The sequence below is a fragment of the Atribacter sp. genome, from assembly GCF_035418125.1.
GTDB classification, from domain to species: Bacteria; Atribacterota; Atribacteria; order Atribacterales; family Atribacteraceae; genus Atribacter; species Atribacter allofermentans.
On sequence record NZ_DAOLQM010000023.1, the window covers coordinates 1 to 16,586 of the forward strand.

The following is a 16,586-nucleotide window of genomic DNA, read 5'->3' on the forward strand; positions in this document are numbered from 1 at the left end:
CCAACACTGAGGAGAATGATGATTCCAACAAAGAAATTATTCCAGGAAGACGAAAGACCAATAAGGATTAAGGTGGTATTTAAAACTGAAATGATGAGCACTCCAAAAAATGTTCCTAAAACAGTACCTCTTCCTCCAGTTAACTTCGCACCGCCCAGAACTGTTGCAGCAATAATCGTAAGTTCTTCGCCAACTAAGGAAATCGGATTCAGCGATCGAACTTCAGCTGCATAGATAATCCCCATTATTCCTGCTAAAACTCCCATATAAGAATAAACAAAATAGCGGATGGATGCGATATTCAATCCAGCTCGTTGGGCGGCAACCGGACTGCTCCCCAGAGCATAGACGCTTTTTCCCAACATAGTTCGGTTTAAAATAAACCAGGTTACCAATACCACCAGGGCAACTGGAACGAGGAATAAGGTGAGATTCGCCGTTCCTCCACTCGATAAAGGTATTGATAATAAAGAGTTGGTACCGAATCGAACGATAGATTTCGGCATCTGTCCAACCGGAATGAACTTAGTTCCAAATAATACCGATAAAGCACCAATAAAAATATTTTGTGTCCCTAAGGTAACGATGAGAGGTCGCAACCTAAATTTATGAACGATGATACCGTTTAAAAAACCCAAAAATAAACCAATAAAAGCCGATGCTAAAAAAGCCAAAAATAAACTATCGATACCAAACGCAATCATAATTCGGATGGTAATGTAACCACTAAATATTGCCATGGCCGTGAAAGATACATCAATCCCACCTGAAACTAACACCACCAATACTCCCATGGCCAATACCATCATTCCGGCACTACTTTTAACAATATCAAAAATATTATCCAGAGCTAAAAATGTTGGATTAACTATACTAACAAATGCGCAATAAGCGAACAGAATGAGAAACAACACTGATTCTTGTCGTTTCATTAAATCTCCGATTGTATACCTTCTTCCGTTCATCTTAGGCCCTTCCTTCCACAAGGCTACGCAATTCATCCTCGGTGGTATCACTGGTATTTACATTTGCAGTTATTTTCCCATCCCTCATGACAATGATGCGATTACAATTATGGTATATTTCAGGAATTTCATCAGAAATCATTATAATCGCCATACGGTTTCGGGCTAATTCATGGATTATTTCATAAATTTCCGATTTTGAACCAACGTCGATTCCAACCGTTGGACTATCGAGGATAAATAATTTTGGATTAGTCGCCAACCATTTTCCCAACACTACTCGCTGTTGGTTTCCGCCTGACAATGTCTCAACAATCGTATCCATAGAAGAAGCTTTGATGCGAAGTTCATTAAATACTTTATTGCTTTCCTCTTTTGCCCTGGTTTGATCGATGATAAGAAAACGCCTTAACTGTTCAAGGGTTGCAGCGGTTAAATTGTCGGTTATAGTTTTGGTTCTAAAGAGTCCTTGACTATGCCTATCTTCTGGCAATAAGGTGATTCCAAGCTCACGAGCCTTAGCTGGATTACCAATATGTACCCGTTTATCCTCGAATAAAATTTCACCGGATTGCGGATGATTTAAACCAAAAAGAGATAGAGCCAGCTCAGTCCGCCCAGCACCAAGGGGTCCAGTAATGCCAACAATTTCGCCTTCATTGACCGATAAATTGACATTGCTGAAGTGGGGCTTTCGTGTTAATTCCCGTAATTCGATAACTCGTTTCCCTTTTTTTATTTCTGAATCAAAAGTTTCATATATTATTTCCCGTCCGGTCATATAGTAAGCCAATTTGTTTTCATCTAATTCATTGGCAGCGAAATCACCAATTTTCTCTCCATCCCGTAAAACAGTAATGATATCAGCGATACGAAATACTTCGTTTAATTTATGGCTGACAAATATCGAGGTAATATTCCTTTGTTTTAATTCCTCGATGGTTTTCAAAAGTGTATCAATTTCTTTTTTGGTCAAAGCGGTTGTTGGTTCATCAAATATAAGCAATTTGGCATCTAAGACCAATGCCCGAGCAATTGCCACAATCTGTTTTTGGCTCATTGATAAATTACTCACCTGTTCCTTCATATCAATTTTGGAATCAAGACGCTCAAGCTCTTCGTTCGCCCTTTGAAGGTATTCTTTTTGATTAATGAGCCATTGGGAATTTTCAACCAGCCAATTAAAAGCAATGTTTTCTCCTACTGAGAGGTCGGGAAAGAGGGAAAGGTCCTGATAAATAACCTGCACTCCTTCACGCATGGCCTGTCGAACAGTAAGCTTTTTATAGGAATTCCCGTTAATTTCTATTGTTCCACTTTCAGGTGATTCAACACCGGAGATAATGCGGATTAAAGTAGACTTTCCCGAACCATTTTCACCCACCAAACAGTGAACTTCTCCGTAGCGTACATCCATATCCACGTTCTTCAAAGCTTGTACACCTGGAAAAGTTTTACTGATATTACTCAACTTTAAAATTAATTGTGGTCCCATGTTTATTCCGCCTCAAGAGGCTTATCTAAATCTATGCCCAGCCTTTAAAATAATGCTGGGCATAGATTTAGATAAGTTTTCTTTGTTAAAAAAAGGAGCTATTAGAAGGGGAAATCATTTACATTTTCCTTGGTGAGTACCAGCGGTGCATTACCATAGATAATACCATCTTCTACGGTCACACTCTCATACCCTTCTTTACCAAGGCTAATACCAGTTTCTAACGGTTCTCCTTTGAGTATTTTATAAGCAATCATGGCACATACATAACCTGCATCAGCCGGTCGCCAACATTGAGCTTGACGAAGAGAACCAGATTCCAAATAGGTTTTACTCATAGATGGAAGGGTTAATCCAACTACAGCTACCTGTTCCTGCAAACCACGTTCCTCAACAGCTTGGGCTTGCATGATAGTTGATGAAGCGGAACATCCAAACATTCCTTTGATGTTGGGGTAAGTACGAAGGAGTTCTCGAGCTTTATTATAGGCAGTTTGTTCAGTATTGAAATCTTCAACCGGTTCTTGAAGGATGAATTTCATATTAGGATATTTCTCTGCTGCGTAATCGTGTCCAGCCTGAAACCATTGCATGTGGGTCTGCATAGTCAAGGCACCGACCATACCGACATATTCGCCTTCGTAGTTCATCTCTCGAGCAAGGCTTTCAAACATCAAAACGCCAAAATCTTCATTCCGGAAAGCTTCCATATCATAATCAACAATTCCTTTCAGTTCTTCTGCTTCATGGCTGATCACAATAATACCAGCATCTTTGGCTTTTTTGATAACCGGAATCATTGATTTTGGATCGTTAGGAACTACCAGGATAGCATCAACACCCTTGGCAATGAGGTCTTCAACCATCTGAACCTGTTTGGCAGGGTCTCCGCCTTCTGGGGCAATCTGGTATGAAGTAACATCCTCATGATCCTTACCAAACTCTTCAACACCAGTACGCATATCGTCAAACCAGGAAATTCCTTCATGCTTTGCAACCATAACGATTTCAAACTTCTCCTGGGCTAACACAGTGGTGCTTAGAGCTAATAAGACCAGCATGACTACTACAAATACTCGAGTTAAATTCCGCATATTTTTCCTCCCTTTTTGCAACAATCCTTGATCGACGTTGCAGGTAATAAAATGAAATTAACATACCAAATTTTTATTGTCAATGATAATCTGAGTCATAAATCTGAACTCTTTTCCTCAGATTTATGACTCTGCTTTGGTTATAAAATGTTCCATATCTGGTCCGGCTCCAGCCCAGGCTGTAATCGATTTTTCTTCTCCTACATTGATGGAATAATGAGATACTCCCGGTGGAATCAAGAGCGCATCACCAGTTTCCAGTAAATAATATTCCTCTTCATCAGGAAAGTGAATCACAATTTTCCCTTGAATCACGTAACAGATTTCATCGGCATTTTTATGCCCGGGATCTAAACAGGCACGTTGACCGGGAAGGAGAGTACTTATTGAAAAAGCAATTTTATCGGTAAAAGCATAAATCTCAGTGCATTCGTCTCCTTCCATAATTATTTTACCTTGACCCCTTTTTATAACTTTGCCTTTCACCACTTCCTCCTTTTTAATTTACTTCTCGATAGCTTATTATTGACCACACTGAGTACAGGTTGTCCCTGAACCTACTGGCTTTAATTCATAATCCACCTGATTGCTTAATACCTCATTAACTATAACATAGACTTTATAAGTATCCTTCATGAGTTGAGGAACCCGAGTATAAATATTCAAATCCGACCAGGTAATGATTTCGCCTTCAAAAGTTTTATTATCACCTCTTTTAAACACTAATTGACTTGACCCCTGTACTGCTCCGAAGTCTGATCCCAAAAGAGTTATTTTCGTTCCAGAGGGACCCGAATCCGGAGATATTGATGTAATTTTTGGATTAAGAGGAGCTGTTGGTGAGGGTGAGGGTGTCGGTTCTGCGGATTTGTTTAGGCAACCAGCAAAAATTGAAATCAAAGAAAAACAAAATACAATCAATAATAGAAAATTTCTGGTTTTCAAGATAATTCCTCCTTATTTTCTACAAATAGGACCTTATAAAATATGATAAATGAATCCTGACAATTTTCAAACTCCCACCCAAACTTTGATAAAAATTTAAAATCTAGATGAGGTAATACCCTCCCGCTCTATTCTATAATCTAATGTTTAAGAAATTATTTTAACCAAGGCTTAAAAACATGGAAATTTCTGGTTTTTATTCTTAAGATTTTTGAAAATAACTGATTGGTTGGTTGACTTTAAACTTTATTTTTTTATAATAAAAACGAAGTTAAGATAGGAGGGAAGATCTATGTCGCCTAACTTAGATAAAGAAAAACTGGCCATTGAAGGTGGAAAACCAATTAAAACTACTCCGGCCATACCCATGTTTCCCGGCGGTTTAGAAATCGGAGAAGAAGAAAAGCAAGCCGTATTGGAAGTTCTGGATAATAAATATCTTTTCCGTTATTACGGACCAGGAGAATACCCATCTCGAGTCAAAATGCTCGAAGAAGAGTTTTCTGGTAAAATAGGAATCAAACACTCATTAGCGGTAAATTCTTGCACCTCAGCTTTAATCACCGCTCTTGTAGCAGTCGGTGTTGGTCCTGGTGATGAAGTAATCGTCCCGGGATATACTTTCTTTGCCTCCTGTGCGGCAATATTAGCAGCAAAAGCAATTCCGGTTATTGCTGAAGTAGACAATTCACTTACTATTGATCCAATAGATTTGGAAAAGAAAATTACACCACAAACCAAGGCAGTAATCCCCGTACACATGCGCGGTGTTCCCTGCAATATGGATCGAATCCTCTCAATCGCAAAAAAACACAACCTTAAAGTCATTGAAGATGTTGCCCAAGCTTGTGGAGGAAGCTATAAGGGCAAGTATTTAGGGAGCCTTGGCGATTGTAACACCTTTAGTTTCCAGTTTCATAAGATTATCACTGCCGGTGAAGGTGGCATGATTACAACCGATAGTGACCTCTACTTCGATCGTGCCCAAGCCTACCACGATACTGCTGCTTGCTGGCGACCGGGTGGCCCAGCCAAGCGATTCGTATCGGCTCGTTACCAGGGAGAACTCTTCCCTGGAGTCAATTTCCGAATGTCCGAACTCATCGGAGCGGTCATGCTTACCCAACTTCACAAACTTGACGGCATTCTCAACAGAATGCGTAAAAACAAATCCAGAATAAAAAATGGGATCAGTGATATCCCAGGAATCGAGTTGAGACACCTTCATGACCCGGCTGGAGATACTGGGATTTCTTTGGTTTTCTTTTTGGAAAACGGACAATTAGCCGAAAAGTTTGCCTCTGCCTTAAAGGCTGAAGGTGTAGAAGCCAGTTCAATTTTTAATAAAGGAATACCCGACTGGCACATATATTCTCACTGGGAAATGATCATGAATAAATGGACTCCAACCTCCGAAGGTTGTCCCTATACCTGCCCCTACCATAAAGGATCAGTTCCCAACTACAACCGAGAGATGTGTCCCCAAACCTTGGCTCTATTGGATCGTTCAGTTCATCTTGACATTCCGCCTCAAATGAGTGAAGAAGATTGCGACCTCACCGTAGAAGCGATTCGAAAAGTTGCTCGTGCCTACTTATGATATTTTATACTATTTTTCCTTAATTCATTTTTGTGAGGCAATCCTTTGAAACATCGTGACATGAAGCTTTTAAACCGGGAAAAAATCCTGGGCTTATTATTAAACCATTCGTTACTGAGCCGGGCTGAGCTCGCTCAAAAGGCTGCAGTTAGCCCGGCAGTTGTTTCTCATATTATTAGAGAATGTTTAAAAGAAGGAATAGTTTGTGAGGATTCTGAGGGTGTCTCTCGAGGCGGTCGAAAACCAATCCTTCTTTCATTTGTTCCCGATAACAAATTGGTAGCAGGTTTAGTTCCCGGGAATACCACCGAATTTGCCGTATCGAATCTTTCCGGTCAACTGCTTTACAAAGAAGATATAGCTACAAAAAAATACCCTACTCCTTCAGAGTTAGTGGTATTTCTCAAAAAAATACTCCATGAATTTCTAATCAGAAACCATAAGTCTTGGTCACAACTGGTTTCCTTGGGAATTGGAATCCCGGGTATTTACGATCCCGAATTGGACCTGATCCATAAAATGGGTAAAATTTCCAGTCTTTTTGAATGGGAGGGAACAAAAATTCGGGAAATTTTCTCTCGGGAATTTCTTTGTCCGGTGCTGGTCTTTGACAAGGTAGTCGCTATGGCATTTGGTGAAGGGATACTGAGTTCCGAAGATCCAAATGTCAATTTAGTCTATCTGCATTTGGGAAGAGGAGTTGGAGCTGGTTTGTTCCTTAATGGAAAAATCTATCGGGGATCACAAGGAGCGGCTGGAGAAGTCGGTTATATGGTTTGTGGACCAGTTGATGAAAAAGACCCCATTTCTCTTCATGATATTCCTCCCCTAGAAAGCGAAATCTCTTTAAATAGCATTCTTAAGGTTTTTCGGGAAAAATGTCCCAACTCTTTTCCCAATAGTCTAAGGCAATCAGAAAATGATGAAGTTTTAATTTTGCACAAAACTTTTTTAAAGGGCGATTCTCAATGTGAAGCAATTTTAAAACCGATTTTAGAAAAAGCTGAGGGGATAGCAGTTAATTTGGTTGCGGTTCTAAACCCAGACCTTTTAGTTCTCGGAGGCAAGGTAACCGAAATATTTTCTGAAATTCTTCAAGAAAGGATAATTCAAAGACTTCAACGATCAGTTCTTTTCTCACCTCAGGTGAAAACCGTTACTCTGGGAAAAAATGAGGAAATCATGTGTACACTTTTTTTTGCTATCGATGATTACTTCCGACGCTTAACAGGAAATAATCAAGGGTTAACCTCCGCCTTTTTAAAAAGATACAGCCCCCAGCTCTGGAATCAATGAATTATAAAAGTGGTCTTTTTTGGGAGTGAGGAAAATCTTAAGATTCCCTCACTCCTGAATCAAATCAACTCATCCTCGAGGAGGAATTAATATGGTGGAGATTTCAGTCTGTTTTGAACCGCTATTTAACGGGAAAACTGATTTAGAAAAAATACAAACCATCCATAGTCTCGGCTACAATGCGGTAGAATTTTGGGATTTAGCCGGTAAAGATCTAAAAGCAATCACCGCTTATTGTCAAAAAACCGGTCTTAAAATTGGTATCTGTACCCTGAAGGATCCCTGGGGAAATATCCGTTTACACGCCGACACCAATTCCTACCTGCAACACTTTTCAGAATCTCTCGAATTACTAAAGCAGGTTGGTTCCAAAAGAGTTATTGTTCTTACTGGAGAAGATAACGGACAAAACAAAAAATTACAAATGAACCAAATTATAAAAAACTTAAAAGCCGTCAGCAGCCTGGCAGAAAAAGCCGAAATCGTGGTTTGCTTAGAAGTTCTGAATTCAAAAGTCGATCATAAAGGGTATTTCTTAGATTCAACAGCGCTTGGTTTTGAAATCGTTCGACAAGTTAATAGTCCTTCAATCAAAGTTCTCTACGATATTTACCATATGCAAATCATGGAAGGAAACATCATTTCAACCATTCAAGAAAATATTGAGCTGATTGGTCACTTTCATTCCGCCGGTGTACCAGGACGTCATGAACATTTTTATGGTGAGTTAGATTATCGAAATATATTTTTGGCTATACAGGAAACTGGTTACAACGGCTATTTTGGACTAGAATATTGGCCAACTCTGCCTGATGAAAAATCATTAGAAAAACTGCGGGAATATTTTCTTGATGAATAACTGATAGCCATTTAAGGTAAAATATGATTAGACGTTCAAGCTGTTTTACAACACCAGATAAGGATGAAAACCAAGATTCGACATGCCATGGCATGTCGTTACATTAATCGGGCGCAATACATTATGCCCCTACAATTTTATATTCTTTGGTAGGGGCCTGATTTATCATGCCCGTGGATTTTCAGGATCGACGAGATTGTATAAGTAAAATTTTTGATATAAATAGTAACAATTAAAAGGAGGGAAAATCACCTTGAAATTGAATCAAATGGAAGTATTGTCTCAAGAAGAAATCCACCTCATCCATGAAGCAACTCTAGAAATACTCGAGCAAGAAGGTGTGGTGGTTCTAAGTGATTTTATTCGAAATTTCCTGGCCGAGAAAGGCTTACCAGTCGATCATAACTCTGGAGTAGTCCGGATACCCTCATCAGTAGCAACCGCCTGCTTGCAACAAGTCCCTTCTTCTTTTGCACTCTATTCGGTGGATGACCAACCTTGGAAAAGAATTGGGCAAGGAGACCCTCTTTTTGCCTGTGGACATAACGCAGTTTTTTTACTTGATCAACAAACTGGCAACCGAAGAGATTCTTTGGTTGAGGATGTTGAGAAATTTGTCTGCATAGCTGACCAACTAGATGAAATTGATCTAATTGGCATTCCGGTTATGCCGCAGGATACCCCGGCTGAATCTACTCTTCTTTATGCCGTCAAGGCTGCCCTCAACAATTCAACCAAACCTCTCTTTTATTCCTCAGAAAGTGCCACTATCAACCAAGCCATAATACAAATGGCCAAAACAATTAATCGAGAGGTCTCGAACCATCCCTTCTTGATTAGCCAGCTTTCCCCAACCAGCCCGCTTTTTTGGGAAAAAGGGACGATTGAGGCTTTGTATGAGGTATGTTCGAACGGCATCCCTCTTGCCATTCTTCCCGAGCCAATTGCTGGAGCTTCCGCCCCCTATACCCTTGCTGGTCTTTTAACCATGCATAATGCTGAGTGTCTCTCGGGTATTGTCTTTTCTCAACTGATTCGAGAAAAAACCCCAGTCATGTATGCCAGTTCCTGGACTGCATACGATATGCGCTCCAATATGGCAGTAATCGGGACTCCTGAAACTCATATTTTAAGAATAGCCGGTGCACAAATGGCTGCTTTTTACCGCATTCCTTCTCATACTACAGCTCCCAATTCTGATTCCCATTTTCACGATGAGCAAAACTCCTGGGAGAGAACCCTCAGCGCTTTTGTTTCAGCATTGGCCGGTAACCATTTAATCGTCAATGCCGGAATGTTCGCCACTGGTCTCACCATAAGCCTTGAACAGCTCATCCTTGATGCAGAAATCATAGGGCAGATCAAACGAATTTTAAGAGGCATGGAAGTGAACCGTGAGATGATATTTCTCGATGAAATCCGCCGAGTTGGTCAGCGAGGAAATTACCTGACTGAAGATTCTACTCTCACCCATTTGAGAAGCGGCCAATTTTGGAAAAGCTCGGTTTCTATCTTGGATCATTATCAAAATTGTCTGAATTCTGGAATGACCGATGTTGTTTTATCCGCTCATCAAAAGATCGATACTTATTTAGCCCGTATTTCAAAAAAATCACTATCCCAAAATATTCTTCACAAAATGGACCAAATTATCAATTCTTTTGAAGAAAGGAGGGATAAAGAGTAAATATTGAAAAGGGTATTGATTATAAAAAACCTTTTAGAAAGGAGAATTGCCATGAATAAAAGTCGATGGTTTTTAGCCCTGGTTATGTTAATACTCAGTTTCACTCTTGCCGTTCCAGCTTTAGCGAAATCCACGGTGAGCTTTCATAGCTGGATGGCAGCCGAGGTTACCTCAGGAGGAATCAGTGTCTTACAGGAGGCGGAGAAAAAATTTGAAGAGATGAATCCCGATATTGACATTCAGACCATTCCACTTCCTTACGAAGAAACTCCCGATCAATTAGCGATTATGATAGCTGCCGGGAATCCACCGGATATTACCACCGTCGATGTCATCTGGCTGGAACAATTGGCAGCCATGGGTGGTTTGGAACCCTTAAGTGCATATTTTTCCGAAGACCTTTTAAAAGATCTTTTCCCTAGTTCGGTCGATTTGGGAAAGGCTCAGGGAGATCAATATGCTTTAGTTTGGAATGATAATCCCAATCTCCTCTGCTATAATCGGGTCCTTTTGGAAAAAGCTGGGTTCAATCCCGATCAACCACCTTCAACCATGGATGACTTCAATCAAGCCATTGCTGCCATATCCGGTTTGGGAGAAGACATTTTAGGGATAGAACTGAATATGTCCAAAGATTCATTCTCAGCTGATTATTTACATCCCTGGTTATGGAACTTTGGTGCTGAGGTATTTAATCCAGATGGCGAGATTATCCTCAACAATGCTGCTGGAGTCGAAGCCGTGGAATGGGTAAATAGCCTGGTAAAGAACAAATATATGGATCCCGGTCTTGGCATCAGGGAAATTCGAGTTATTTTTGCCCAAGAAAAGCTCGGCTTTATGCTGGAAGGGCCTTGGATTCGAGGGATTTTGCGTGGTCTAAACCCCCGTCAGGAAGAATTCGATAAAGACTGGGCACTGGCTCCTATTCCTAAGGGATCCGCCATTCCTAACGATGTTCCCTATGGATATTCAAATCCAAGTTCTCACATGTTAGTCCTATCCAAAGATAGCAAAAATAAAGAAGCAGCCTGGAAATACATGGAATTTCTCATCAGCGACCCTGAAATCACTAAAACCTACTACCAAGATACTGGTCTCATGCCTACCCGGATTTCACTCCTCAACGATCCGATATACAAGGACGATCCTTTCGTCCGGCAGGTACTGAATCAGACTGAGTACATGAAAAAGCCACTCGGTTGGGGACCTCGTTGGGGTCGGGTTGGAGAAATCGTCATGGCAGCCGTTCAAGAAGTGGTTTTGATGGGTCGGGATGTACAAAGCGCCTTGGATGAAGCTGTTCGTCAGATCGATATTGAGCTTTCAATGTAAATAATCAGGGAGAAGAACAGAAATGTCAATTGGGAAAAAACGAAGCGATAAAAGGCTCTATTTCCTCTTAATACTTCCGTCGGCAACCATTTTGATCTTAACCATTGGCTATCCTCTGATTAATGGGATTATTCTGGGTTTCCATTATTATCGGCTCACCGATCCAGCACGGGGGGTGGTTTTCAATGGTCTACAGAATTTTCGGATGCTGTTGTTTGGAAATCGAATATTCTGGATATCTCTTTATCGAACCTTTCTCTATTGTCTTGGTTCTACTGGGGTTTCCTTTTTATTCGGTTTCCTTATTGCTCTCCTGCTCTATGGTCCGATTCGAAATCGGAGTCTCTTTCGCAGCCTGTTTCTTCTCCCTTGGGTCATTCCCTCAACTGTTGTAGCTTTGCTATGGCTTTGGATTTTCAATCCTCAGTATGGTATTTTAAACTTCCTCCTTAAAGATCTGGGATTAATCAGACAATTCCAATCGTGGCTGGTTAATCCCAGCTTAGCGTTACCTTCGGTAATTCTGGCCACGAGTTGGAAATATTTTCCCTTCTTTATGCTGATGCTTTTAGCCGGCCTTGAAACTATTCCCAAGGAACTCTTTGAAGCATCTACCATTGATGGGGCGACTTTTTTTCAGCGACTTCGATATATAATTCTGCCAAGTCTCAAGGAAATAATCATCATCGTAACCATCCTGGAAATCATTTGGGAATTCCAAAACTTTACTATCATCTGGATTCTTACCAAGGGAGGCCCAGTGTATCAGACAACGACCATGGGGATTCAGATCTACCGAACTGCTTTTCGGAATTATGATATGGGGATGGGAGCAGCTATGGGTTCTTTATCTCTAGTAGCTATGTTGATTTTCAGTTTATCCTATATTAAAACCTTAAAATTCGGGGAAGGTGATTGATATGTCACGTTACCGAAACATCCGCCTCCTGTCGAGTACCGCTCAGTATCTAATCATCGTCATTTTACTCGTAGCCGTATTGTTTCCAATAGCCTGGATGGTATCGACTTCTTTCAAAAACCATCACGATCTTTTTGAAACACCACCCCGCTGGATTCCTCGCAACCCAACCGCTGCTGCCTACCAACGCATTTTTATTTCTCGAGCTGGAGCTGGAGGGGTAAATTTCCTAACTTATTTTAAAAACAGCCTCATAGTTTGCGGTGCTACTGTAATATTCTGTATCCTATTAGCAATTTTTTCCGGATATGCACTTTCTCGTTTCCATCGGCGAGGAAGGAAAAGTATTTTTACCAGTATCCTTATCACTCAGATGTTTCCTCTCCCAATGTTTTTAATTACCTTTTATATCATGTTTATGCGATTGAAACTTTTAAATTCTTATACTGGTTTGATAATTGCCTACACCAGCTTCTCATTACCTTTTTGCATCTGGATGATAAAAGGATTCTTTGATAAAATTCCCTTAGAACTCGAAGAAGCTGCCTTGATCGATGGCTGTAGTCGGATGAGTGCTCTTTGGCGAGTGGTCATTCCTTTAGTATCTCCTGGAGTTGTTGCCATTGGCATTTTTGCATTTCTCTCTGCCTGGGATGAGTTTATGTTTTCCCTCACCCTCATGTCTCAAGATGCTATGCGGACTCTTCCTCCCGGAATAGTTCTCTCTTTTGTAGGCGAATTTGACGTTCGCTGGGAGGATATGATGGCTGCCAGTGTCGTTGCCACCCTTCCGGTTTTAATAGTTTTTTTAATTCTTCAAAAATACCTGGTTGAAGGATTAACCGCCGGTGCCGTTAAGGGATAGTTTTTATTTATTATAAAGTTTTTTCTTATTTTTTAGGATTGAACGGTGAAAAAAAGTAAGAACAAAAGGAAGGGTGCTCCATTCCGGAATTATAAAGGCAAGAACTAAACCTATCAGTGACGTGATAATGAAAAAAAGATGATGTGATTTTTTTTCAAAAATGATTTCTTCGTTTATATCAGAAACAATTAATTCTTTATTAGAAATAGCGTTAACCCAGTTTAGATAAAGAAATATTTTGATCACCAGCAAGTTGGATATAAAAAAAGCAGCTGCAATTGATTGGCTCGAGTAGTCTCCCATAAGTGATGTAGAAAATGGAAACAAAGCAACAAATAAGAGATTTAATATATTAATCCAAAGTGCCTTACGATTGATTTTCTTTATGTAATAAAACTGTTGATGGTGTTCAACCCAAAAAAGTGATAATAGAATAAAACTTAAAACATAATGAAAAAAGTCTGGCCATAAACTGAAGAGGTATTTCCCGAGAAGTTCGGGATCTATTTTATGGGGCGTACTGGGGAGATCTATATTAATAACCAATAGTGTCATTGCAAAGGCAAATATTCCATCGGTGAGTGATTGAATACGTTCGATAGATAATTCAAATTTATCTTGACTCATTTTAAATTCTCTTCCTTAGAAGGGTTGGTTTCTATTTAGATTAACTTAAAACATCTTTTCTTTTGAAAAAATAGCATTGAGTTAAAAACAACATCATCTTGAGCAGTGACTTCCCCCTTGAGAATCTCATCTTTTAAAAGTTGTGGAATTGGAATAGATAAGATTCTCACGTCGAAAAATACGTTCCTAAGAATGACAGGCCAATAAAACCGTATTTTCATTTTCACCTGGTACCAACATGTGGTACCAAGGCCTCTCCTGATAATTACAAAACCCGAATCAATTTTTTAATTTTAAAAAAGGTAAAAACCATTAATAAATTCTTTATTAATTTCACAAAACTGCTCACGACCCTTCAGTTGTGATTCAGAATGAGCAGTTTTGTGCCAATAAATTCCTTTTATTATCATTGTTACCTTGAAGAATTATTCATTTGTTTCGGGTACAGAAACAGAAACCGGGGGATCTATAAATCCAAAATTTATAAGTTCGCATTCAGTATTAGGAGCGATTTCTACAGTAACTGTAAAGGTCTTTTTGGTAACACCATCCTGGGCAGTGACTAAGTACTCAACTGGATTGGTAAAATCGTTTGGAGTTATTCCACTCACTTGAACTACGTTTCCCACTGTTACGGTGGCTTCTTCCGAGGTGGCAAAAGACGTAACTAAGTTGGAAATATTGGTTCCATAAGGAACAGTAAGAGTGATGTTGTTATCAGCAATCATCCCAATCATCTCAGAATCGAAAGAGGAAAATTTCATTTCGGTGATTTCACACTCGGTATTAGGAGCAATCACTACCGAAATAGTATAGGTTTTTTTGGTAACACCATCCTGGGCGGTGATCACATATTCCACCGGTCGAGAGAAATCATTGGGAGTCACTCCACTTTCCTGAACTACATTTCCAACTGTTACAGCTGCTCCTTCTGAAGTGGTAAAGGTAGCAACTAAGTTGGAAACATCGGTGCCATAGGGAACGGTAAGAGTGATGTTGGTATCCGCGGTAGCACTGTCCTCGCTAAAGTCCAATGCATAAGCTGTGGATCGATTGTTAAACCGGAGTTTTAAGGAGGAAAATCCGCTTTTTTTATCAGCAACCAATGCGTATTGAGCTTTAACGGTTTTTTCCCGAAGTGATTGTCCATCAATTCCAGTTTGAGCAAGAACTAATAACATATAATTTTGGACGGCTGGATTTTTTGTCGGATTTTTGTTGCTCAACAAAGCAACATCGATGGAATGGACTAAATCGGAAAAGTATTGATTCTTTGAATAGAGCTCCAAATCAACATCCTCTGGAGTCTGTTCTCTCTTATTGAGCTCTTGATACAATAAAGCAATGGCAGTTGATTCAGCGTCAATAAGCCGGATACTTTTACTTTCCCCCAACCTCATAACCGGTGTCACCTTCGAAATTCGCAGATTTTCTTTTTCAGCTTGGACAACATAAGGACCCCCTGGGGGTACCTGAAGAGAATATAAACCCTCTTGGTCGGAATTTGATTGAGTAATGGTTAAACCAGATGTCGGATCAATAATGTGAACAATCGCACCAGCAACCTTTTGCTCAGATATCGTCTTATCCTGTTTGTTTACAACCTGTCTTATAATTTGCCCTTTAATGGTAGTTTTGTTTGGAGCAAAAATCGGTTTTTGAAAGCATCCTCCTTCGACAATAATTGCCAGAATAAGAATAATTATTGGTATCAAAATCTTAAAATACCGCAATTTATATCCCTCCTTTTTTAAATGACAAACTTGATAATAGTAATTAAACCAGTATGATTTTATTAATACGCATGGTGAGTAAATTTGCGTACAATTATGATATTCCGTTATTCGAACCTTTTTAATTCGCTTTCTTTCCAACGAGTGGTTCAAAGTTATCGAATATCCTGAGTTTTGAATAAAAACAACAATTTTCCCAAATGATAATTTTCTAAATGATGTAGTGATATAATCGTCCATTTCATGAAATGTATTAATTCAAAGGAATTCTATTCTGTAAATACCAGAACGATTTTTTATAGGTAACTCATTTTGAGCAACTAACCAGGATCTCATTCTGTGCTTTTACCCTCATCCTCACCTTCTCCCATCAAGGGAAAAGGAACATTGACTCGTCATTCAGACTGTGTCACAATTATTCTGTAAATTATTTACTCCCATTTATACTAATATTTTATAGCAATATTGGGAATAGATAGCTAAAAAATGAAGAAAAATATACTGTGTCCTCCAATTTCAATCTATTCTTGGTGAAAGAAAGGAATTGTGACACAGCCTGATTGCCAGGAACAGAGTGACGTGGCAATCTCATGAGCTCAATCTTTTTTTTGTTTTTCACCCTTTGGACAAAGGGAGATTAAGAGGGATTCGATTGGTTTCCAAAAATTCAAATCCCCTTACCCCCTTTTCTAAAGGAAGAGATTCATTTCTGAATGAGTAATTTTCATCCTCAGCTGGTGCCACCAAAGTAGTATATAAGTCTATACTGAAAAACCACGGGCATGGTAAATCAAGCCCCTACAAAAGAATATAAAATTGTAGGGGCACAATGTATTGTACCCATTCTTTAATTAATGTAGCGGCATGCCATGGCAAGTCAAATCTTTGGTTTTTCATCCTCACCTGGAGCCACACTGTAACCTGAGAGTCTACCCACCTTTTTTTAATAATCAATATTTATATAACCCATGGTCAGTAAATCTATTGAAGAAAAGTTTTAGTTTCAATTAGGGAATAGTTTTAAGAAGAATTTGAGGAATAATAAAATAAATCTTGGATTTAATTAATGGGAGAGGCTCAGGTTAGAACAAGCTCACCCCTAGCTCATTTTAACCTAAGCCCTCTCCTCCCCTGAGGGGGAAATTAGAATGAGGGTTAGAATGAAT

General features: G+C 39.5%; 14 protein-coding genes. 7 read left to right on the forward strand and 7 right to left on the reverse strand.

The genetic code is table 11. The annotated features are described in order from the left end of the window. The 5 genes from PLK24_RS02640 to PLK24_RS02660 all read right to left on the reverse strand — a co-directional run. Positions 1 to 965 (reverse strand): ABC transporter permease (locus PLK24_RS02640; RefSeq protein WP_324476213.1); only part of this gene is annotated, 965 nt, incomplete at its 3' end. A gap of 1 nt (position 966) precedes the next feature. After that, positions 967 to 2,460: a sugar ABC transporter ATP-binding protein gene (locus tag PLK24_RS02645; protein ID WP_324476214.1), complete on the reverse strand. Its 1,494-nt coding sequence runs from the start codon at positions 2,458 to 2,460 to the stop codon at positions 967 to 969. Between the two features lie 101 nt (positions 2,461 to 2,561). After that, the gene (locus PLK24_RS02650) at positions 2,562 to 3,554 is read right to left on the reverse strand and encodes an autoinducer 2 ABC transporter substrate-binding protein (protein WP_324476215.1); all 993 of its coding nucleotides are present in this window, start codon (positions 3,552 to 3,554) and stop codon (positions 2,562 to 2,564) included. A 123-nt stretch (positions 3,555 to 3,677) separates the two neighbouring features. Further along, positions 3,678 to 4,040: a cupin domain-containing protein gene (locus PLK24_RS02655; RefSeq protein ID WP_324476216.1), complete on the reverse strand. Its 363-nt coding sequence runs from the start codon at positions 4,038 to 4,040 to the stop codon at positions 3,678 to 3,680. A 36-nt stretch (positions 4,041 to 4,076) separates the two neighbouring features. Next, on the reverse strand, positions 4,077 to 4,499 hold the full coding sequence (locus PLK24_RS02660) for an IPT/TIG domain-containing protein (protein WP_324476217.1): 423 nt from the start codon (positions 4,497 to 4,499) through the stop codon (positions 4,077 to 4,079). A gap of 292 nt (positions 4,500 to 4,791) precedes the next feature. Between PLK24_RS02660 and PLK24_RS02665 the strand changes: the two genes are divergently transcribed. The 7 genes from PLK24_RS02665 (at position 4,792) to PLK24_RS02695 (ending at position 13,060) form a co-directional block, all read left to right on the forward strand. After that, positions 4,792 to 6,099, forward strand: a complete 1,308-nt coding sequence (locus PLK24_RS02665; protein WP_324476218.1) for a DegT/DnrJ/EryC1/StrS family aminotransferase — start codon at positions 4,792 to 4,794, stop codon at positions 6,097 to 6,099. Positions 6,100 to 6,144: 45 nt separating this feature from the next. Then, positions 6,145 to 7,395, forward strand: a complete 1,251-nt coding sequence (locus PLK24_RS02670) for an ROK family protein (protein WP_324476219.1) — start codon at positions 6,145 to 6,147, stop codon at positions 7,393 to 7,395. A gap of 91 nt (positions 7,396 to 7,486) precedes the next feature. Then, complete coding sequence (locus tag PLK24_RS02675; protein ID WP_324476220.1) at positions 7,487 to 8,254, forward strand: hydroxypyruvate isomerase family protein; 768 nt, start codon at positions 7,487 to 7,489, stop codon at positions 8,252 to 8,254. A gap of 253 nt (positions 8,255 to 8,507) precedes the next feature. After that, positions 8,508 to 9,941, forward strand: coding sequence for a trimethylamine methyltransferase family protein (locus tag PLK24_RS02680; RefSeq protein WP_324476221.1), 1,434 nt, complete (start codon positions 8,508 to 8,510; stop codon positions 9,939 to 9,941). Between the two features lie 51 nt (positions 9,942 to 9,992). Beyond that, positions 9,993 to 11,276, forward strand: a complete 1,284-nt coding sequence (locus tag PLK24_RS02685; RefSeq protein WP_324476222.1) for an ABC transporter substrate-binding protein — start codon at positions 9,993 to 9,995, stop codon at positions 11,274 to 11,276. 22 nt (positions 11,277 to 11,298) lie between these two features. Further along, a complete protein-coding gene (locus tag PLK24_RS02690) occupies positions 11,299 to 12,195 on the forward strand; it encodes a carbohydrate ABC transporter permease (RefSeq protein ID WP_324476223.1) in 897 nt (298 codons plus the stop codon). A gap of 1 nt (position 12,196) precedes the next feature. Further along, positions 12,197 to 13,060, forward strand: a complete 864-nt coding sequence (locus PLK24_RS02695) for a carbohydrate ABC transporter permease (protein ID WP_324476224.1) — start codon at positions 12,197 to 12,199, stop codon at positions 13,058 to 13,060. Between the two features lie 3 nt (positions 13,061 to 13,063). On the opposite strand, the gene PLK24_RS02700 is transcribed toward PLK24_RS02695, so the two are convergent. Further along, positions 13,064 to 13,687: a TMEM175 family protein gene (locus tag PLK24_RS02700; RefSeq protein WP_324476225.1), complete on the reverse strand. Its 624-nt coding sequence runs from the start codon at positions 13,685 to 13,687 to the stop codon at positions 13,064 to 13,066. Positions 13,688 to 14,112: 425 nt separating this feature from the next. Further along, on the reverse strand, positions 14,113 to 15,420 hold the full coding sequence (locus tag PLK24_RS02705; protein WP_324476226.1) for an SGBP N-terminal domain-containing protein: 1,308 nt from the start codon (positions 15,418 to 15,420) through the stop codon (positions 14,113 to 14,115). Positions 15,421 to 16,586 lie beyond the last annotated feature (1,166 nt).